This window comes from Cyclonatronum proteinivorum, assembly GCF_003353065.1.
GTDB lineage: Bacteria > Bacteroidota > Rhodothermia > Balneolales > Cyclonatronaceae > Cyclonatronum > Cyclonatronum proteinivorum.
This window is the reverse complement of record NZ_CP027806.1, coordinates 2,182,668-2,204,502: the sequence shown is the minus strand read 5'-3', so window position 1 is coordinate 2,204,502 and position 21,835 is coordinate 2,182,668. Positions and strand designations below refer to the sequence as shown.

The following is a 21,835-nucleotide window of genomic DNA, read 5'->3' as shown; positions in this document are numbered from 1 at the left end:
TGCAACACCGTGAGGGTCATTTGCTTACATGCTTGTGCTCAAATTCATGCTTTATCATCAGGTTTATGACTCTTAAGGCTGACTTCTGTTTTTGGCTTCAAAGTTGCCATACTACCCGACATATGAATTAAGCCATTGACATCAGATTTTTTTGATGTATTTCATGTATTAGGTACCATGAATTGGACAAACAACTTTACGGAATGAGTTATCTAAAAAAAGAACTTTATGAGCTCATCAAAGCAGATGAGTCCATTTTTGACTTCATTCAGGAGTCTTCCCTCGACGGGTTGTGGTATTGGGATTTGGAGCGGCCTGAAGAAGAATGGATGAACCCCAGGTTCTGGGCTGTACTGGGATATGACTATCGCGAGATGCCGCATAAATCCTCAGCATGGCAGGATATCATTCACCCTGATGATTTGCGTGAAGCTGCAGAAAATTTAAAACAGCATTGTGAAAACCCCGAACACCCCTACGATCAGACGGTGCGCTACAAGCACAAAAACGGGTCAACCGTATGGATCAGGTGCCGGGGATTGGCCATAAGGGATAAGCAGGGCAAGCCCGTCCGAATGCTGGGGGCACATCAGGATATCACCCGTTTAAAAGAGAAGGAAATAGCGCTCCTGAAAAAAACGGGTCTTCTTGAGCAAGCGCAGCGAATTGCAAAAATCGGAACCTGGGAATACAATTTTCAGTCTCAGGAAGTGCTTTGGTCAGATGAGCTCTACCATATCTATGGACTTGATCCTGCATTACCCCCACCCTCCCCTGACAAATTCGATGAACAATTTACCAAACAAAGCGCCGAAGAGCTCTCCGCAGCCGTCCAGCAGACGCTTGAAACGGGCAGACCCTACGAGTTAGAGGTCAACAATATCTTGCCAAACGGGGAAAAAATGTGGACCTGGGTGAGAGTGGAAGTCGTTAGGGATGTAAACAATACCATTATTGGCTTAAGAGGCGTTGCGCAGGATATAACTGACAGGAAGAAATCGCAGGAGCAGTTAAATCGCACCTCCATCCTGTTGGAGGCAGCGCAACGCATAGCCAAAATGGGTGCATGGGAAATTGATGTTGTGAACAATACTACTTTTTGGACGGATGAAGTGTATAAGATTCATGAGGTGGAAAGTGATTTTGACCACAACATGTCAAACGCCATAGATTTTTTCCACCCGGATTACAGATCCGTGCTTACCGGGGCTATATCTGATAGTGTTGAGCAACAAATCCCGTTTGATGTCAAATGCAAGTTTATAACCGCAAAAAACAACCTGCGATGGGTTCGCTCCTCCGGCTATCCCATCATAGAAGACGGCAAGGTTGTGCGGCTGATCGGGATGTTAAGAGATATTACCGAAGAGGAAGAGGCTAAAGAATCCATCATCCGGGAACAATCCTTTTCAAAGCAGCTTCTTGAAAATATGGCCGACGGCTTTTCAGTAGTTGATACGGAAGGCAAGCAGATAGGTGTAAACAAAGCCTTTTGCGAAATGACGGGCTTTTCGGAAGATGAGCTCATTGGACAAACCGCGCCCTACCCCTATAGGCCCGCAGAAGAACAGGAAAACCTCAATAAGGCATTTCAGCAGGCCATTACCGGTGATGAAAGTGTATTTGAACTTATTCTTCAAAAGAAAAACGGGCAGCGGTTTCCGGTTCTGTTATCCTCAGGCACCCTTAAGGATGTAAATGGCAATACGCTCAGCTATTTTGCTAATATTAAAGATATAACCGAACAAAAGCGCGCAGCACAGGAGCTGGAAAACCAGAAAAACCTGTTGCAGAGCGTAGGTCAGACAGCCCGGGTTGGGGGCTGGGACTATGATGTTTTAAATGAAAAGCTAAGCTGGACTCAGGTCACCTACGACATACACGAAATGCCTTATGATTATGAGCCTGACCCGAAATCCGGGATTCAATTCTACAAGGAAGGTAAAACCCAAACCCGAATAACGGAAGCCTTCACTGAAACCCTGCGGGAAGGCAAAGGTTATGACCTTGAGCTTATCATTGTCACCTCAACCGGAAAAGAAAAATGGGTACGCACCATTGCCGAACCGATAATGGAAAAGGGACAATGTGTCAGCATATCGGGGATATTTCAGGATATCACAGAAAAAAAACTCGCCGCGCTGAAAATCGAAAAACAAAACCGCTTCAGAAAGCTCACTACTGAAATTACGGGCGCCCTCGTTAAGGCAACGGTGTCAGATACGGATCACACCATACATACCGCATTGGAAAAATGCGCAGGCTTTTTTAAAACCGACCTATGCTTACTGTTTCAGATTGACGCGGCTAAGGGGCTTGTTACCCTTAAGCATGACTGGTGTAAACCCGGTATTCCGTCTGTGAAACACCGGATTCAGCAAACTCCCCTTGACAAGTTTCCGGGATTTACACAAAAACTGAGCGAACAGCATGCACTGCAGGTAAGCGATGTGAATGCGCTGCCGGAAGCCTTTAAAAATGAGAAGCTCGAATTACTTGAACTTGGAATCAGGTCTGTTGCCTTCATTCGCTTTGACATCAAGGGTGAAGCGGCCGGTGCTTTGGGCGTCGCATATTCCGGGAAAACGGCTGATTGGGACGAAGATACGATCGGCAGCTTAACTTCCATTGCAAACATCATTGCAGACGGGATCTCAAAAATCAGGCTGGAACAAAACCTCATTGAAGCAAAAAAACAGGCCGAAGCCGCAAGCAAAGCTAAATCTGAGTTCCTGGCCAATATGAGCCACGAAATACGCACACCCCTGAATGGTGTAATTGGATTTACAGACTTACTTGCCAAAACGCCGCTAAATGCGGTGCAACAGCAATATGCTGACAGTGCAAATATTTCAGGTCGTACACTTCTTGGCATTATCAACGACATCCTTGATTTCTCTAAAATAGAGGCCGGTATGCTCGAGCTCGAGGAGATAAAAACGGATGTGATTGAGCTGTTGCAAAACAGTATAGATATCGTCAAGTTTCCCGCCTCAGAAAAAAATCTTGAACTAATTCTGAATATCGACCCATCAATGCCCCGCTATGCGAAGCTTGACGGCATTCGTCTGAAGCAGGTTTTGGCAAATCTCCTGGGTAACGCCGTGAAGTTCACCAAAGAAGGAGAAATAGAGCTGAAGGCTTTGTATGAAGCGCTTCCCGGCAAACAGGGTAAACTTTTCCTTTCCATCCGTGATACCGGCATCGGTATCTCTGAGGCGCAAAAAGAAAAACTGTTTAAATCCTTCTCACAGGCGGATACCTCTACAACCCGCACATTTGGAGGAACCGGCCTCGGACTCGTCATTTCCCAGCTGATCACGGATCAAATGGGGGCTAACATTGAGATCGAAAGCTCCCCCGGTGCCGGAAGCACTTTCTATTTTGAACTTGTAACGGATTTCGAAGACGAAGAAAGAGCCAATACCTCCATAGACGGCGTCAAGCGATGTTTGATTATTGACGATAACAAGCCTGCCAGCGATGTGCTCGAAACAATGCTCGCGCAATGGGGCATTGAAACAGAAGTGGCGCACAATGCCTTTGAAGCGCTGCAAAAATTCGAGACGAATCAGCATTTTGATGTTATCATTTGCGATTATGATATGCCCCATATTGATGGCCTGCAGACAAGGCGTCTTTTGCAGGACAAGCAAAAAGATGTCATGCGAAAGCTTCCCTTTATTCTACTGCACTATTCTTCTGATCTTTCAAACTTAAGGGAAGCGTTCAGTGACACAGAAAACATTGCCATCTTAAATAAACCCATCCATAGCAATGACCTTTTTCAATATCTCTCCGGCATAGATGCTGAATCAACCATAACGCCGCCGCAGCAAGCCAAAATTACGGAGGACAACAGGGTTTCTGACGAGAAGATCAAAATCCTGATCGCCGAGGACAATACCCTGAATATGATCCTCAGCAAGACCATTCTGTCTCAGATTCTGCCTAACAGTGAGCTTTTTGAAGCAAAAGACGGATTGGAAGCATTAGAAAAATATAAGACTGTTTCCCCGGCCGTAATTTTCATGGACATTCACATGCCGGAAATGGATGGTATTGAAGTGACCAAAAAAATAAGGGCTTTAGAAAGTAACACGCATTCCCATACACCCATTATAGCATTAACGGCCGGCGCGCTGAAACACGAAAAACAAAAGTGCCTCGCAGCCGGCATGGACGCGTTTCTAACAAAGCCTTTTGACGCCCAAAAAATAAGCGATGTGCTCTCCGGCTACCTTACGGACCAAAGCACCGGCAAAACGAAGGCTTCAGAAACCCCAACAGATGATCACGATATTTTCAGATATAATGCCCTGCTCGACTATCTCGGCGGGAACACAACTGTCATGCAGAAATTGCTGAATGAAGCCCTGAGCGAACTTCCGGCAAAAACAGATACGCTGGAAAAAGCCCTGCACGACGATAATAAGACGGCCATCAAACTGACGGCACATTCCATTCATGGCATAGCCCGGTCTATGAATTTTGACGCGCTCGCCGCCATTGCAGCTGAAATAGAAACGAAGGCTGAAACACAGGCTTCAGAAGAAATTACGCCGATGATAGAGACGCTCAAAGAAGCATGGATTCACACCAAAGCTTCTATCCTTGAACACAAAAACTGATTGTAAAGTACAAGCCCACAAACCCTTATTTATGGTCGCCATCGGTTACCGGGCTTGTTGTACGCAGGATGTACTAAGCCGGATGAAGCTGATACCTTATCAGGGTATGTCAGTAACAGTCCAGCGGTCATCTTTTTTTCTTACATCATAAATCCCTTCACCATTGTTCACGCCGCTGCCCGAAATCATACACGAAGACGCCGATCTGATCGTCCTCAGCAAGCCTGCCGGTATGCCGGTTGAGTTCAACCCTTTCAGCGAGCGCAGCCTGCAGGATTTCGTGGCTGATCACTGCGGACACGGCATCCACATCAAAACGGGGCCGGGCGTTGTTCATCGTCTTGACAAAGTCACGAGCGGGCTCGTTGTGATGGCGAAGAAGCCCTCCATCCTCAAACAGCTGAACGCAGATTTCGCGGAACGACGGGTTGAAAAAATCTACCATTTGCGGGTCACCGGTACGCCGGAACCCGCAGCTGCAACCCTCACGCACGAGCTCGAAAAAGACGACCTCGCCCGAAAAGCCGTAATCCTGCCGCGTAAAACCCGGAACAGCAAAACCGCCATCCTCCACTACACGACTGAGCCAAGTCCCCCTTCCGAATCATCTTCCCAAAAATCCGGCGAGCACCCAAACACAAGCCTCCTGCGCATTTCGCTGGAAACCGGACGCTACCACCAAATCCGGGCACAGCTTGCCGCGATGGGTCACCCGATTCTGGGCGACACGACCTACGGCGGCCCCGAAGCAGCCCGCGTAATGCTGCACTGCAGCGGGCTCGTCATAAGGCATCCGAAAACGGGTAAGTTGCTGCGGCTCAACAGTCCGGCACCGTTTTGAATCTCCGCAAAACGGAAGGCAGGATGAACCACTACATTCACCTTAGCCCCAGGCCTGTGAACTTGCATCCCAAAAAGCAAGGGACCTGTCTTCGATTTGGGATTTCCCAAGCCACCACGAAAGACCGTGATGTTCTCGAAATTTCACCCAAAAAAATAAAACCCGGCACAAACATCCCTGTCCGTTGCAGACCTCGCAGACCTGTGCCAATGGGCGATGAACAAAAAAAGGCGGCCTTTTCCGGCTATTTTGCCTGAAAAAAGCCGCCTTTGTACTGCCATCGCTTCAGGGATGGACTCAGTCAGATACGAATCACAATTTTACCTTTGGTGTGCAGGCTTTCGATATCGCGCAGGGCGTCGGCGGCCTGATCGAGCGGGTAGGTTTTGGATACGTGAATCTTCAGTTTGCCCGCATCAGCAAGGGCAGCAAGCTGATCAAGCTGCGGCGCGTTCGGCTCTACAAACACGTACTGAAAGTTCACATCATCCCGGCGCTCCGGTTTGCTGTTCGTGATTGAAATCAAATGCCCGCCTTCCTTGAGCAAATCGTGCGTTTTGGACAGCACGTCGCCGCGCGAACAATCATAGATAAGATCAAGCGGTCCGGCAGCGGCATCTTTGACGGCACCGGCTACATCGTCGATGGTGTAATCAATGCAGCTGTCGGCACCGAGTTCTTTCAGGAATCCGTGATTGGGCTCGCTTGCAACGGCGATGACCTTCGCGCCCGCGTTTTTGGCAAGCTGCACCGCGACCGAACCGACGCCACCGGAAGCCCCGATAATCAGCACGGTCTGACCAGCTTCGAGCTTGCCGGCATCAAACAGGGACTGCCAGGCCGTGAGCGCTACCAGCGGAATGCCGCCGGCTTCTTCCCAGCTCAACGTTTCAGGTCGTTTGGCGACGTACGCCTCCGGCAGACTGATATACTCCGCGAAGGTGCCGTGCTGAATTTCCGGGCGCCGCGCGTAGGCATACACCTCATCCCCCTTTTTGAAACGACGGGCTGCGTGCCCCGTTTCCTCGACAACCCCCGCGACATCCCAGCCGGGAATCAGCGGAAACCTGCACGGAATGGCGTCCTTCAGCATCCCGCGCACGGTGTAGGCATCAACGGGATTTACGCCGGCAGCCTTCACCCGAATCAAAATTTCGCCCTCCCCTGCCGTTGGTTTCGGCAGTTCGCCAATCCTGACCGGCTTCTCTTCCGGCGTCCCGAATTGCTCATAAAAGGCAGCTTTCATTGTTGTTGACATGCTTCTCCTGATTTTTAGTTTTGGGTTTAGCCCGCATTATTCACCAAGAAATTTTATTGCTGGCAAGGCGAAGCTGAAAACTCAGCGGAAGGGTACCTAAGTACCCTGAGCATGAGTTTTCAGTTTCAACGCCGCCAGCGAGGAAATTTCGCAGCGTCTGAATCGCACCCAAATTTGAGCAACTTAAGCTTTTCACTAAGCTAAATTTTAACTACCATTTAGGGAATTAAACTCTTTCCAATGTGAATAATGCGGGTTAGTGTTCGAATAATTGTTTAAACAAGAATGTATGACAAAATGGTTCAGCCTGAACCCGGCCTGTTTGGCACATCGCGCTTTTTTAATTTTTAGGGGAAACTCCGTGAACATCACGGTCTTTCGTGGAAGATCAGGGCATCCTAAACCTAAGACGGGCGCCTTACTTTTTGGAAGCCTTGCCCGGGTAACTTTGCTCAATACTACGACTGAGCCTGTTAGTAAGACATCCATTGTCCGCTGACTTTGAAAGCCTGAAAAGCGCTTCTAAATGAGTACCACGCCATCTAATAGACTGAATATTAATGAGTTGCCGTTTTGCGCATCCTGATCACATCTGCAAATCCCAAATAAAAGCTGTATTTTGAAATGCTTATCCGGCTGAAATCTGTTCGTGTTTTGGAGATGTTAATTCAGCTGAAAATAAATTCTACTAACCCATTCACCATTTGCTTTACTTTTTAAAGCAATAAAACGGAGTTCGCGAATCTATCGTGATAATCGGAATACCAAAAGAAACAAGACCCGGGGAAACGAGGGTAGCATTTAACCCCGAAACGGCCCAAAAGTGGGTCGATAAAGGACTGGAGGTGCGGATTGAAAAATCTGCCGGACTCGCCTCTTTCTTTACGGATGAGGCTTACAAAGAAGCTGGCTGCGTCATTACCGATAATGCCATTGAAGGCGCTGACATCATCCTGAAAGTCAACCGCCCGACACCCGATGAAATCAAGCGGATGAAATCCGGCGCCGTTTTCGCCGGATTCCTGTGGCCCGCCCAAAACCGCGATACGGTTGAAGCCTTGCTCAAATCGGGCATTACTTCGCTGGGTATGGAGTCGGTGCCCCGCATTTCGCGCGCTCAGAAAATGGACGCGCTTTCATCCATGGGCTCGATTGCGGGCTACAAAGCTGTGCTCATCGGCGCGGACGCCCTTGCCAAATACATGCCCATGATGATGACCGCCGCCGGCACCATTGCCCCGGCGAAAGTGCTCGTGCTCGGCGCAGGCGTTGCGGGTTTGCAGGCCATCGCAACAGCGAAGCGCCTCGGGGCAGTCGTCGAAGCCTTCGATGTGCGTGCTTCTGTGAAAGAACAGGTGGAAAGCCTCGGCGCAACTTTCGTGGATGTGCCCCTCGCCGAAGAAGATCAGCAGGCAGAAACTGCCGGCGGGTACGCGAAGGAACTTTCCGAAGCAAGTAAAAAGCTGCAGGAAGAAGCCATTCAGGAGCGGGTGAAGCAGTCGGATCTCGTCATAACAACAGCGCTCATCCCCGGTAAGAAAGCGCCCGTGCTGGTTCGGGCTTCCGCGGTCGAAGGCATGAAGCCGGGCGCGGTCATCGTCGATCTTGCTGCCGAACAGGGCGGCAACTGCGAGCTCACCAAAGCGGATGAAGTCACAGAAGTCCACAACGTTCGCATTTTCGGTCCGACCAACATCACCGCAGCCCTCCCGCTGCATGCGAGTCAGCTCTATGCGCGCAACCTGAACAACCTGTTAGAGCTCATCATCAAAGAAGGCAAACTGACCCTTGATTTCGAAGATGAAATCGTGAAAGGCAGCACGGTCACCCATGCAGGTGAAGTCGTAAGCCCCTTCGTTCGCGCACAGCTTGGCCTCAACGCCGACGCCTGAACGCATCCCCTTTTTATTTTATCCAACTTTTAATTCCGCTATGGAAAGCCTGATTTTCAACCTTTTCATTTTCGTTTTAGCCTGTTTTGTGGGGTTTGAGGTCATCTCGAAAGTCCCCACAACCCTGCACACCCCGCTCATGAGCGGGGCCAACGCCATCTCCGGCATCACCCTGATCGGGGCGCTCGCCATTGCGGGCTCTTCCTCCGGCACCGCAGCGACCATCATCGGCTTTTTTGCCATCGTGTTTGCGACCATCAATGTTGTAGGCGGCTTCATGGTGACCGACCGCATGCTCGAGATGTTCAAAAAGAAAAAGGGGGATGAAGCCTGATGGAAGACTTTATTCCCAATTTTATTGCGCTTGCCTACCTCGCGGCCATCATTCTCTTCATCCTCGGCCTGAAGCGCCTCAGCTCTCCGGCGACGGCCCGTTCCGGGAATCAGCTGGCTTCGCTGGGGATGTTGCTCGGGGTGATTGTGACCCTGCTCGACCGCGAAATTATTGCCTTTGAATACATCCTTGCCGGCATTGTGGTCGGTTCGCTGCTCGGTGCGGCAGCGGCCAAAAAAGTGGAGATGACCAAAATGCCGGAGCTGGTTGCGGTCTTCAACGGGTTCGGCGGTATTGCCTCCGCCCTCGTCGCCCTCGGCGCATGGTTCCGCGTAACCGACACGGCGCTGCCGGGCGCTGATCTCTTCATCATGGGACTGAGCGTTCTCATTGGCGCGGTAACCTTCACCGGAAGCCTTGTTGCTTTCGGCAAGCTGAACGGCTTCATTAAGGGCAATGCCATTCTGTTTCCGTTGCAGAATGCCCTGAATCAGATTCTGCTGCTGGTCGCCATAGTCGGCATCGGCTGGCTGATATTGCAGCCGCTGGAAGTTGCCCCGATTTTACTGATCAGCGGCATTTCCCTTTTGCTCGGCGTATTGTTCGTAATCCGCATTGGTGGCGCGGATATGCCGGTTGTGATTTCGCTGCTCAACTCCCTTTCCGGAATTGCGGCATCTTTTGCTGGTTTTGTGATTGACAACAACCTGCTGATTGTCAGCGGTGCGCTCGTTGGTGCAGCGGGTTTGATTCTGACCGACATCATGTGTAAGTCCATGAACCGCAAGCTCACAAGCGTTCTCTTTGCAAGATTCGGCGGCTCAGGCGCTGCGGGTGCTGCAGGCGATACAGGTGACAAAACCATTCGCGAGGTGCAGTCCGCAGATGTTTCGGTGATGACGGCCTACGCCAAGCGCGTCGTTGTCGTGCCGGGCTACGGACTCGCGGTCGCGCAGGCGCAGCACGTTATCCGGGAAGTCGCCGATTTGCTTCAGAAAAAAGGCGTTGATGTTCGCTACGGCATTCATCCCGTCGCGGGCCGCATGCCCGGACACATGAACGTGCTCCTCGCCGAGGCCAACGTCCCCTACTCGCAGCTCTACGACATGGAAGAAATCAACGATGAATTTTTCCGCACGGATGTCGTACTCGTAATTGGCGCAAATGATGTCGTAAACCCGCAGGCACGCACCAACCCGGAGAGCCCGCTCTACGGCATGCCCATCCTCAATGTGGATGAAGCCAAACAGGTCGTTGTCTTTAAACGCAGCATGAACACCGGTTACGCGGGCATCGAAAATGATCTGTTCTACAACGAAAACACCTACATGTACTTCGGCGACGCCAAAGGCACGCTGGAAGACCTTGTGAGGGCGATTAAGGAGTTGTAGATCCGTACGCTTCCTGATCTGTTGCTATGAAACAAAAAACGCGTTGTGTAACGCGTTTTTTGTTTCAGCTTCTGTTTGAATGCTTTCCATTTATCTTATCTTTTTTGCATTCGTTGTGATAAACAGTCAGCAATTCAAAATCAATATTTTAAATGAAGTCGACCACAAAATACATCACAAAACCAAAGAATCACGCTCAAAAAAAAGCTTTACTGAAATTCATGAAAGCGTTCAATATACCCTATGAAATCCATGAAGAGCATATCTATGAGTTGGGCTTTGTTGAAAAAATTGAAGTAAGTAAAGCACAGTACAAAAGAGGTCTATTCACTCGTATTGAGAAAGATGATATAGATAATCTTCTGGGGATTTCTCACTAAAGGTTAGACTTGTTCTAACTTTAAGCTGATTATTCACGCAATTACAGTGTGCGAAAGTTGAGCCCGAAAACAGATAGCTGCCAGTAATCCGAGCTCTTCAATTTTCCAGGGATAGCTTTTCAGTGATGTACTCATTCAGGCTTTTTCCTTCTTTTTTTGCCCGAACATACACCTTCCGATGGGTATCTGATGGAAGTCGCAGCATCAGTCGTCCGGAAAAAGGCTTATCCGGTTCTTCATTCCGCTGACTGCAGAACTCGAGATAATCATCAACAGAATCGTGAAAAGCCTGCTTAATTTCATCAGTGCTTTTGCCCTGAAACGTAATTACATCGCGCAGGTAAACGACCTCACCATGCAAAAGACCGCTGTCTTCATCGAACAGGACCTTCCCGTGATATCCTTTATAGGTTAACATAATTGCTATAATTTAGAGGGTGTAATTCCGGCTTCCTTCAAAAATCTCCGAACAGACTTCAGCGCACCTTTGTCTGTTTCTTTTTGCGGATGCGGGCGATGGAATACAGCCCGAACCCCGTTCAGCGCAACCCGAATACGTGATCCGCGACCTTCGCTGAGTTTTTTAGATTCAGAATAGCCAGCGGGCAAATTTCGCTGCGCGGGAATCGCTACGCTCGGTGAACTTCGTGGAAATCGCTACGCCCGGTGTGCAGTTTTTATACTACACCCAGATTTAAGGCTATTGGTGTTTTAAGCTAAGACAAATTTAAACTCATATTTAGGTTATAAAAACCCTTTTCAATGTGAACAATGCCGGCTTAGAAATCCAGGCCTATGCTGAAGTAGTGTACGCGGGAGCCGAAGCCGTCGAAGATGTCCTCGGAGTAGGGCCATGCGATGTCGTAGCGGAAGGGCAGGCCGAACAGGATGGTGCGCAGTCCAAATCCGGTACCTACGAGTAGGTCGTTGAAATCAGAGCCGGTCCAGGTACCGCCGACATCCACAAAGGCTGATCCCTGAATATTGAAAAGCGGGAATAAGGGCAGCGGTCCCGGTATAAGCGCGGCGACAAGGGGGAAGCGGAATTCCGCGTTGGCAAGGGCAAACTTGTCACCTATGCCTGCATTCAGGTTCCAGCCCCGCATGGGCAGCGCAGGAAGGGTGAAGAATACGTTCGCGAGATTTTCCGCGGTCAGGCGCTGATCCTGCCTGAAGTTGATCCAGTTGGAAACCCCGCCAAGGAGGAAGTTTTGGGGATCGGGTCCGAACGAGGCACCGCCCGAGCCGCGCAGTGCGATGGTGTAGCGGGGACCAAGGCTGATATACTGCCGCACATCACCTGTGAGGGAGGCGAAACCGAGAAAGGCGTCAGAAACGGGCAGACCACCTGAAAACTCAATGGCGAGCCTGTGCCCTTTCTGAGGCGACAAAAATCCGGGGATGGTTACATCGCGCACGTAGCGTGCCTGCGGATACAGGATGAAGTCCCGCTCGAGGGTTGACTGCGTCCCGATCTGAATGCTGCTCAAATCCCTTGAGAGGCCGATAAATGCCTGCGAAAATTCCAGGCGCTCAAATCGGTTGAGGGGGTACGAAATCCCAAAATCTCCGGAATAAATGCGGTACCGGACAAGCTGACCGCCAAAGGTCTGGAATGCAAATCCGTTGTGGACAAAGCTCGCAAAGTAGTTGGTACGGTTTCTCAAATAGGCGTACTGCACAAAGTAGCTGGCATTCCGCAGGTCGAAGACAAGGTTGCCCGCAAACGTAAGGCGGTGATACCCGAGCACATCACTCACAGAAGCCTGCAGGAATGAAAAGGCACCAAACTGTGAGCCAATGGTTCCCCCGGCCGACCCCTGCGCAAAGTCAGGCGAAAACTGCAGGCGGAAATCTTTGGGGATAAAGAGCCCGTCTTCCGTGCGGTTATCGGTCAGGCGGAAGAGATCATCCCGCTCTGTATCGGCGAATTCTTCTTCCAGATCATCCATAAACTGATAATTGCGGAAGTCAATGACGTCTGAGCGACGGGTTTCTTCGCGCTCTTCCGGCTGCTCCACAATTACTTCAACTTCTTCCTGCGGAAGATCGGCCACAAAGCCATCATCCCGAAACTCACTCACAAAAATATTCCGCGAAAACCCAACGGCCGGCACCCGCTGCTCTTCCATTTCACGGGCACGGCGCTGCGCCCACTGATTGGGCCGCAGGTTTCCGGATTTAATGCGCTCCAGCGGATTGTTGATGACGAAAATATCAAGGAAGCCTTCATTAATACTGTTAACCGCAGCCTTCGAACCATCCGGGGTGATGGAAAGCTGCATAACGCCGGTAATCAGATCCGTTGCCGGTCGGGACACGCGGGTTTGCAGGTTCATGACGTAAACGTTGTTGATCCCGTTCTGATCCGACACATACACTACCCTGCCATCATTGGTCATTTGCGGGCTGCTCTCGTTCCAGGTCGGCGTGTTGGTCAGCCGGGTTGCGCGGTCGTCTCCAACCCTGACTTTATAAATGTCGGTTTGGTGCAGGTTAGGGTTTGCCAGCATGAAATAATTCTCGCGGTGCACGCCAAGGTCAACCCTGCCGCCGCGGTCCGACGCAAAAAGTACGGACTCCGAATCGTTGCTCCAGGCGGGATCGCTGTCGCTGAAAACATCATTCGTGAGGTTCACGAAATCGCCGGTTTCGAGCTCATACACATAGATGTTGATGAAAGAGCCTTCGGTTCCCTGAAAGGCAAGCCGTTTTCCGTCTGGCGACCATGCGACTGAGCGAATGGAGTTAAGCGTTGGGAACAAAATCTTTTGTATGCGTCCGGTTTCGTACTCTACAATAGCAATATCGTTGCGACCGCGGGTTGTGGTTGAAAGGGCTATGCGCTGCCCGTCCGGTGACCAGGAGAGGTTGGGCTGAAGGATGTTGAGCTCTTCAAAATCCACATTGTCTTCACCACGCACCAGTGTTTTGATCAGGTTTCCGGTATTTGCGTCAATCACAACCACATCAAAAAAGCCGCGCCGGTTGGTTATCATCGCGATTCGGTCGCCTTGCGGGGAGAGAGCCGGGCTTGTGTTGAAGCTTCCCCGGAATTCACGGCGGGTGATGTTGGTGCCGATATTGCGCAGGTTTTCGCGGTCGGTTACTTCCGGGAAATATTTCCGCTGCAGCCAGTCTTTCCAGCGCTCACTGAGTTCTTCAATCGTCAGACCGGTTGACTGCCGCATGCTCAGCTCAAAGTTGCGGTTCAGTTTCATGCGGTCGAAAACTTCCGCGATTTTCTCACGACCGTATTCCTGCACGATGAAATCCCAGAAACCCTGTCCGCCGCGGTAGGCAAAAAAACCGCCCAAAAACTGCAGGGGCGGCAGGTAGTTGTTGATGGTTGCGTCCCGCAGCCACATATCGGTTTCGGTATCCCACCCCTGTGATACCCATTCCGCAAGGCCTTCTTCCGCCCAAAGCGGGAAAACCCGGCGGCCTTCAGCAAGCAAAGCGTTTATGTTGCCGCCGTAAAAGGCGTCATTCACCATAGCATGCACAAGCTCATGCTGTAAAACGCGGCGATACTGCCCGTAATCCGCCATAAACGGCATGGTGATCCGGTTCTTGAACAAATCTGTCACCCCGCCTATCCCCTGCGCGTTTACCGGCAGCTGCACTACATTGGTCTGTGAGAAGGAGGCGTGCGAATCATAAATGATAACCCTGATCCGCTCATTGATCTGATGGTTAAAGTCAACCGCAAGCTGCTGATAGGAAGCTTCGAGACTATGGGCCGTAAACTCAGCAAGGAGGTAGTTCCGCGAATCGTAGTAGTAGATATCGAAGTGATCCGACTGAATAATCCGCCAGTCGAAGGTTTCGTACTGCACGCGGTTCTTGCCAAAGTTAAACGCCTGCGCCTGAAGCATTTCTGCACCGAGTAACAGTATCAGCGCAACAGGAAGGAATCGTTGGAGTGCGGTTTGCATAGAATCAGATGGGGTAAGTGTATGCTAAACGTAAGAAAGATTAGGGTAACATCATGTAAGCCTGGTCCGGACTACGCCTGATAGTCCGTTTATGCGAGTTCAAAATCAATTTGACGTAGTTCCAGGTTGGTATTTACGACACGTACCTTTAACTCATTCCCGAGCATATAGGTTCGTCCCTTGCGGCGGCCGGTGAGGCAGTGACGACGTTTGTCATAAATATAGAAGTCATCATCGAGGTCTGACATGCCGACCATGCCTTCACAGTAAATATCCTTGAGGAGCACGTAAATACCGCGCTCGGTCACGCCGCTTACCACGCCATCGAATTCCTGCCCGATCCGGGTGGAGAGATACTCGACCTGCTTCAATTTGATGGAATCGCGCTCGGCTGTTACCGCGGCCCGTTCCCGCTCGCTGCAGTGTTCGCCGTAAGTGAGAAGGTTTTTAAAATTGTATGACGGCAAACCGGCCGTGTAACTTTTCAGCAACCTGTGCACGAGCACATCAGGATATCTTCTTATAGGACTCGTAAAATGGGCGTAATGACTAAACCCAAGCCCGAAATGTCCGATATTTTTTGGTGAATACTCCGCTTTGGCCATGGACCGCAGCAATAAATCATTGACCGTATACTCAATGCTTTTGCCTTTCACCTGTTCGAGCACGTTGTTGATGGACTTAGCGTCGACTTTGCCCTTGCGGACGTCGAACTTTATGCCCGCGGGTCGAACGTGATCCGCAACCTGCTGCAGCCGCTCGGTATCAGGTTCGGCATGAATCCGGTAAAAGAAGGGGAAGGTATCCTGCGTGATTTTTTTGCCGGATTTTTGGCGCAGCTGATCTACATGTTCGGCAACGGTCCGGTTTGCCAGCAACATGCATTCTTCAATCAGGCGGTGTGCTTTGAATCTTTTTTTGATGATGACATCAACAGGCTTACCCGTTTTGTCGAGCACAAAACGCGGCTCAGGCGATTCGAAATCAATGGCGTTCTCCTGAAATCTTTTCTCGGTCAGGCGGTCGGTCAGCTTTACCAGCATTTCCATCGGGCCGCTGAGTTCAGGATGATTTTTGCCTTCAATAATCTCCTGCGCTTCTTCGTAGGTGAGGCGGAATTTGGAATGGGTTGCGGTTTCTTCAATCTGATAATCCCGCACTTCGCCATCAGGCGTAACTTCCATAAAACAGCTGTACGTCATTTTATCTTCGTTTGGCCGAAGGCTGCATACGCCGTTACTCAGCTTTTCGGGCAGCATGGGAATCACCCGGTCAACCAGGTACACGCTTGTGGCGCGTTCGTGGGCTGCGTCGTCGAGCACTGTTTTGGGGTGCAGGTAGTAGGTTACATCAGCAATGTGCACCCCAAGGTAATAGTTGCCGTTATCCAGTTTTGATATGCTCAGGGCGTCATCAAAATCTTTCGCGTCTTCGGGATCGATGGTGAAAACCAGCATATCGCGTATGTCGCGGCGGCGTGCGATTTCATCTTCGCCGGGGAAAAGCGGAATCTGATCACACCAGGCTTCAACTTCCGGCGTGAAAGAACTGATCATGTCGTTTTCAGCCAGAATGGAGAGTACTTCCGCCTTATTGGTGCCCTTGGCGCCAAGCACTTCCGTCACTACCGCTTCGGGCAGCGAGCGCGGGTGCACCCAGTCCAGAAGTTTAAAAATAACTTTGTCACCCGACTGACCGCCACCGGTATTTTCCGGCTGCACGAAGAAAGTGGTGTGGGCCGACTTTTCGTCCGGTTCAATGACCCATGCATGCTTGTTTTCGCGCGCAAGTGTTCCCACGTAATATTTTTTACCGCGCTCAACTACATCCAGCACTTTGCCTTCGGTACGTCCGCTGCGGTTTGCACCCTGCAGGCGAATCCGAACGATATCCCGATCAAGGGCAACCCCCAGCTTTTTGGAAGGAATCCGAACGTCTTCTTCGTAGCCTTCCAGCGAAACAAAGCCGGTACCGTGCCGGTTCACGGAAATGCGGCCCGCAAGCCCTTCTGATTTGGCAGCCTGTGCCGCGCCACCTTTGGCAAGGCTGAGCTCGCCTTTGGCATTGCGAAGTACCGCACCTGAATCAATTAAGCGGTTCAGCGCCCTTTTCAGCGCTTTAACCTGTCCGCCGGTGTGCTGCGCTGTTTGCAGCAAAAGTTCTTCCGGCACTTCGTAAGAGCTGTTCTTACGAAGGAAATTCAGCATGAAGGATTCGAGCTCTTTTACTTTCTTCTTCTTACCCATGTGGTTTTGTTTCGTTAAGTCTGTAAGTTTGAATGATGATTTTGTGCTTCGTAATGATGAACACTATGGCTGCGTGTCATCGGGATGTTCAGGGGGGATGATGATGAAGTCGTTGCGGTTTTCAGTGGCGGCAACCGGCACATGCGAAAGCTGTGACCGGTTTGGGTCGTCCCCGCGCTCATCAGCGGTCGTCTCACCTTCTTCATTCCGGTTTCTGCCGAACAGTCTCCCCAAAGAACACCAGATACGCTCACGTAATTCACGCCAGGTATTAAACTGCACCCGGGCTTCCAGGCCAACGCCGTACACTTCATCATTTTGATCCCGCCCTACCGAAATGGCAGAAGGCAGGAGTGATTCCCGTCTCAAAAATGCTTCAATGGAAAAATAGCGGTTGAAGCGGTAGGTGACGTCAAAGTCGCCCCAGTGCGAATCCGGTCCCGTAACAGTACCTTCGCGGCGAACCGTAAGCCGGTCGTCAAAGAGCCGCAGCGCGATTCCCAGATCCGCTTCATCAAAACCCGTAAGATTCAGGTCGATATCAAGATTGGTGATGTTGGAATTCAGCAAGCTGCTGATCTGCGAAGACAACAGCATGCTCAGTCCCTGCGCCCCGAACTGATTGGCAAACACATTGTTCAGCTCACTGTCCAGCGGCACAAAATTACCTGAAAGGAGAATGCTCGTTGCCTGCAAAAGTTTGGTGTCTTCGTTATCAAGTGCTGCCTGAATGGCGGCAATCTGCGTGATATCCGTGCCGGTGGGAAATTCAAAAAAGAAATCGTTTTCAATACTGTCGAGCGTGCCCGTAATCTCGAGCACCAGATCAACCGGAATACGGACGGGCACATCATCGACTGTTGCGCCGGGGCGCAGCACATTGATGTTCGGGCGGGCCCGGTATGAAGCGGATACGTCGATATTGGCATTAATCGGGTCGCCATCCCAGGTGATGGTCCCGCCATCGCGCAGGCTGAACCTGCGGCTGAAGATATCTCCGCCTACAAACAGATAGTCGCCGCTTGCCACATCAAAACTTCCGAAAACCTGAAAGACTTCATCCTGCAAACCCAGCCGGATTCTTCCGGTACCGCGTGCGGAAAGGATTTCGGAAGTGACCTCATCAAAAATCAAACGGACCGTCATGTTATCGTTAGCCACAAACTGCAGGTCAAGACCAAACCTTTCCATAAAGGTGAGATTGACCTCAAGACCGTCCTGATTGTTTCGCTCGTTTTCAGGATCAGGCGGAAGGAACAGCTGACTGAAATCGAATTCATCAACAAACTGTATGAAGCGTGTACCTCCCTCAACGGACTGATCGGTGCTAATGGGAATCGAGACAATGGAGTTGCCGCTCATCACAATCGGCTGAGGGGTAGAAATAAAAGGATCATCGTTTGAACCAGAGAGCCGTACGGTGCCTGTCCCCTGTCCTCTCCCGAAAAACGGCACATCAGGACCTGAGCGATTATTCATGAATGTGAGGTTGTTCATCTGCAGCTGCAGGTTAAAAAGGGTGGGCCCTGCGAAGTTATTCAGATCAACATCGCCACTCAGAACGCCGGTTCCGTTACGCGTATCCCGGACCCGCACGTCGTTGATCTCCACGCCCCGCTCGCTACTGAAGTCAATAGTCCCGTCTAAAAACAGGCGGGACATCAGGAAAACAGGTACCAGTTCGACGTCACTTAACTCAAAACGGGAGTCGAAGTACATGCCGTTTTCACCCCACTCGAACACCCCGTTCCCCTGTGCCCGGCCTTCAACTTCCTCAAAAATGTTGCTCACAATAAGAGGCAGCACCCAAAGATCAATTTCATTAAGTCGCACATCGAAAGAAGCATATACACCGCTCTCACGGGCCATCCCGAGCGTATTGAAAAACCCTTCGACAATCACATCCTTCATGGTCTGATCGGCTGTAAAAGACGGCATTTCATCCGGATCTGCTACCGGACGGCTGTCATCCTGCTGCGCCTGAATCATCAGGGTAGTGTCAAAGCGCTCGAGCAAGGGATTAAAGCTGCTGTCAAAGAAAACATCGCCAACAAGCCGGTCATCCAGCCTGAGCTGTGCTACTTCAAAACCCCCTCTGAAAAAAGGATCAGTCATAAGGGTGCGGGTTTGAAAGCTGCCGTCAAAAAGGCCGCTGAAACGAACGCGCCCGCCTATCAGGGATGAAATACGTTCAAGCTGAATATCATGAAAGGCATACGACACTTCATCATCAGGACTCTCACTGAAGATTCCGTCTATGATGAAGCGCTCCTCCTGATTGCCAAACTCAAGCCGGTCAACGAAAATGCGCCCTCCTTCAAAAATGCGGATGGGCGTTTGCCTAATGTTGCTCCAGGTGTAGCCTTCATCACCCAGGAAAAAGTCCATGAGGCGGATATCCACGTCGCGATTGGTAAAAACCGCACTCGCCATGGCACCGAGCGTCACATCATCGCCGGTAATGAGCCTGAGCCGCTGCAGTACAAATGCTTCATCATACATATCGAGCACAACAGAAGCGTCCCGGAACGACTGTCCGCCCTCAATGCTGATTTCATCTGCTTCAAGCTGCAACAGACCGGAAAAGAACCCAAACTGCTCTTCGGGCCGGATGGTAAAGGCAAGGCTGCTGACAACACTGGCGGCCTGAACAGGGTCGGTATCGATGAAATCCGAAAAGAAAGTTGAGCTGAGCTGCACCTGCTCCCCGTCGGCACTGATCTCGGCGTCAAAATTGGAAATGGTGTCAATTTCAGGTACGCCGGGAAACAGCGCATGGATCAGGCTCAGATCGTCGATACGCATGCGGATGCTGAGATCCTGCGAAGGAATCAGCCGGTTAATCGGCTGAAAGGTTCTGTCCATAGCCATTGCAGCCGCGCTAAGCTGATACATACTTTGCTGCGTGATCAGCTGATCTATCTGCTGAATCCAGTATTCGGTAAGCCCAACGACTTCAGATGGAATCAACCGACCCGTGATTTCGCCTTCGAGCATGGTTCCGCCAATGCGCAGGCGCCGGTTCACGGCTTCATTGGTTGGGTCAGCCTGTTCCGGCTCATCGAGCGTCATAAAAAATTCAAAATCGCTGATGTCCTGCGTGCCGTACATGGAGTTGCGAAGGTCGAGAAAAACTTCCCCGAGATAACTGTCTGCGTCGTTGCCCTGCAAGGTGAGGGTCATATTCGAATTCAGTCTTCCCGGCAGCACACGGTCGTCATTGACCGTCAGTTCCGGCCGGAATTCATCAAGGCGGCCTTCGAAGTTCAGAACCCGCTGCTCGCTGAGCAAATCAATCCACCCGCCCAGGGAAAGCTGTCCGCCCTCCTGCTGCGACAACTGCAGTTCCGGTTCCAGAAACCCATCGTTGAGGTTTAGGGTGAGGCGGGCGTCATCAATAGTAATGTTTTGAATCCGGCTCTGACGGACTTCCGCCTGCAGCCTGCCTGTTCCGTTTGCAATTTCGTCTCCCTGCCCCTGTGCCTTCACGGTAGCGTTCACAAATGAGTTGCCCATCTCCAGACCGGGCAGATTAGCCAGATTCAGCGCAGTAAGTGCAAGTTCCCCGTCAAAGGCGATCACATCCTGCCAGTCAGCACTGCCATTCAGGGCTACTGAGCCGGTATTTTCGGATTCAGCGCTCAGGTCAAACCGGGCGTTTTGGGCGGATCCGTCTACATTCCCCCGAAGCGTGAATAAGCCTGCCTCCTGCAATGCAGGCGGGAATTGCCCGGCGAGAAGGAGCGCAAGATCATCTCCCTGCACATTCAGAAAATCCAGCACCGCACGATAGCGGAAGGTATCACGCAAATCCTCAGCTTCGCCGTAAAGCTGCAGCGCACTGTCTCCAAACCTAAGGCTAAGCCTCGAAAGCTCGGTGAAATCTGCATTACCACTGACCCGGATGTCGGCTTCAATATGCTTTCCAAACGCAGGCAAAGCCGGAATCAAAGGGCTGAGTTCATCGGTCAGCAAGCGGGTGTTATCCAGTCGGAAAGTGACGTTAGCCTGACGAAACTGCTCCCGAAGATCATCCTGCAACAGATTAATGCCGTCAATGACCAGGTTAAATCCCAGGCGGCTTTGCGGGGTTTGCAAGGTGATGCGGTTGAATTCCAAAAACTGCTCATCAGCATAAATCTGACCGCGAAAATTCAGCTCGTCAAAGGGCAGCACTTCCGAACGGAGCCGCATTTCACGAAACGCAAGGAGGCGCTGATCCTCGAACAACTCAAGACTGAGATTCAGCGTGAGGTCATCCGCTGTAAATTTATCGGGGAGGCGTACCTGAGCGGTATCGAGGGTAGTCTCATGCAGCCCGCTCACATGAACGCGGCCACCGCTTATGCTCAGGCTCTGAAGGTATATGCGTGGCAAATCAAGCATTTGCCGCGGCTGCGCAGCTTGTTCTTCCGGTTCCGGTTCCCGCGGCTTATCGGCGGGTTTACGGGGGCTGAAAGCACGCGCCAGAGCGAGCGGCTCATCCTGCCTGAATCCAAGCCAGATTTCGGGATCCTGAATGCGGACCGATGAAATAGTAAGGCGCTGAAACAGGGTTTGCTGCAGGTCAATTCGCACATACAGAGAAGCGGTGCTCAACAGCGTATCAGGCGGCAGCGGGCTGAGGTTTTGTTGGCCACCTTCGGTCTCTGCAGGCAGGGTGAGGACGACATCGCGCAACTCCAGCTCCAGCGGCAGGGTGCCTCTTACAGCCCCGATACGTATATCGCCTTCAAAACGCTCATTAAAACGATCTGTGAACCGCTCCGCAACCCACAGCTGAACGGGTGAAAGCTGAAGCAACAGTAACGTAACCCCAAAAATAAAGGATACCATCATCAGCAACGCAAAAAACGCTGTCCAAAAGTACCGCCAGATGGTATATGCCCACTTGAGTATCAAGATGAAATTGAGATAGAGTAGA

At 51.0% G+C, this 21,835-nt stretch carries 11 protein-coding genes and 1 pseudogene; 6 read left to right on the top strand and 6 right to left on the bottom strand.

Features of this window, described 5'->3' with window-relative positions; translation table 11 throughout:
• Nucleotides 1-203 precede the first annotated feature (203 nt).
• Together CYPRO_RS08530 and CYPRO_RS08525 are read left to right on the top strand one after the other, a co-directional pair.
• Nucleotides 204-4,631 (top strand): PAS domain-containing hybrid sensor histidine kinase/response regulator, encoded by a 4,428-nt coding sequence (locus CYPRO_RS08530; RefSeq protein ID WP_114984217.1) that lies wholly within the window; start codon nucleotides 204-206, stop codon nucleotides 4,629-4,631.
• Nucleotides 4,632-4,794: 163 nt separating this feature from the next.
• Nucleotides 4,795-5,472, top strand: coding sequence for an RluA family pseudouridine synthase (locus CYPRO_RS08525; RefSeq protein ID WP_114984216.1), 678 nt, complete (start codon nucleotides 4,795-4,797; stop codon nucleotides 5,470-5,472).
• A gap of 301 nt (nucleotides 5,473-5,773) precedes the next feature.
• Here CYPRO_RS08525 and CYPRO_RS08515 read toward each other — a convergent pair whose 3' ends face one another.
• Nucleotides 5,774-6,730, bottom strand: coding sequence for an NADP-dependent oxidoreductase (locus CYPRO_RS08515; protein WP_114984214.1), 957 nt, complete (start codon nucleotides 6,728-6,730; stop codon nucleotides 5,774-5,776).
• Between the two features lie 749 nt (nucleotides 6,731-7,479).
• On the opposite strand from CYPRO_RS08515, the gene CYPRO_RS08510 reads away from it, so the two are divergent.
• The 4 genes from CYPRO_RS08510 (at nucleotide 7,480) to CYPRO_RS08495 (ending at nucleotide 10,727) form a co-directional block, all read left to right on the top strand.
• On the top strand, nucleotides 7,480-8,622 hold the full coding sequence (locus CYPRO_RS08510) for a Re/Si-specific NAD(P)(+) transhydrogenase subunit alpha (protein WP_114984213.1): 1,143 nt from the start codon (nucleotides 7,480-7,482) through the stop codon (nucleotides 8,620-8,622).
• Between the two features lie 40 nt (nucleotides 8,623-8,662).
• On the top strand, nucleotides 8,663-8,956 hold the full coding sequence (locus tag CYPRO_RS08505; protein ID WP_114984212.1) for an NAD(P) transhydrogenase subunit alpha: 294 nt from the start codon (nucleotides 8,663-8,665) through the stop codon (nucleotides 8,954-8,956).
• Entirely contained in the window at nucleotides 8,956-10,347 is a 1,392-nt protein-coding gene (locus CYPRO_RS08500) for an NAD(P)(+) transhydrogenase (Re/Si-specific) subunit beta (protein ID WP_114984211.1), read from the top strand. The genes CYPRO_RS08505 and CYPRO_RS08500 overlap by 1 nt, the downstream gene beginning before the upstream one ends.
• A gap of 152 nt (nucleotides 10,348-10,499) precedes the next feature.
• Complete coding sequence (locus CYPRO_RS08495) at nucleotides 10,500-10,727, top strand: DUF2683 family protein (protein ID WP_114984210.1); 228 nt, start codon at nucleotides 10,500-10,502, stop codon at nucleotides 10,725-10,727.
• Nucleotides 10,728-10,824: 97 nt separating this feature from the next.
• Here CYPRO_RS08495 and CYPRO_RS08490 read toward each other — a convergent pair whose 3' ends face one another.
• From CYPRO_RS08490 to CYPRO_RS08470, 5 genes and pseudogenes are all read right to left on the bottom strand, one after another.
• A complete protein-coding gene (locus CYPRO_RS08490) occupies nucleotides 10,825-11,145 on the bottom strand; it encodes a type II toxin-antitoxin system HicB family antitoxin (RefSeq protein ID WP_114984209.1) in 321 nt (106 codons plus the stop codon).
• A gap of 5 nt (nucleotides 11,146-11,150) precedes the next feature.
• Nucleotides 11,151-11,309: pseudogene (locus CYPRO_RS16995) on the bottom strand (type II toxin-antitoxin system HicA family toxin); the annotation flags it as partial.
• Nucleotides 11,310-11,506: 197 nt separating this feature from the next.
• Nucleotides 11,507-14,665: a PD40 domain-containing protein gene (locus CYPRO_RS08480; RefSeq protein WP_114984207.1), complete on the bottom strand. Its 3,159-nt coding sequence runs from the start codon at nucleotides 14,663-14,665 to the stop codon at nucleotides 11,507-11,509.
• Nucleotides 14,666-14,754: 89 nt separating this feature from the next.
• Nucleotides 14,755-16,911, bottom strand: coding sequence for a ribonuclease R (gene rnr, locus CYPRO_RS08475; protein ID WP_114984206.1), 2,157 nt, complete (start codon nucleotides 16,909-16,911; stop codon nucleotides 14,755-14,757).
• Between the two features lie 63 nt (nucleotides 16,912-16,974).
• Nucleotides 16,975-21,813 carry a translocation/assembly module TamB domain-containing protein gene (locus tag CYPRO_RS08470; protein ID WP_114984205.1) on the bottom strand — a complete coding sequence of 1,613 codons (4,839 nt, stop codon included), beginning with the start codon at nucleotides 21,811-21,813 and terminating at the stop codon, nucleotides 16,975-16,977.
• Nucleotides 21,814-21,835 lie beyond the last annotated feature (22 nt).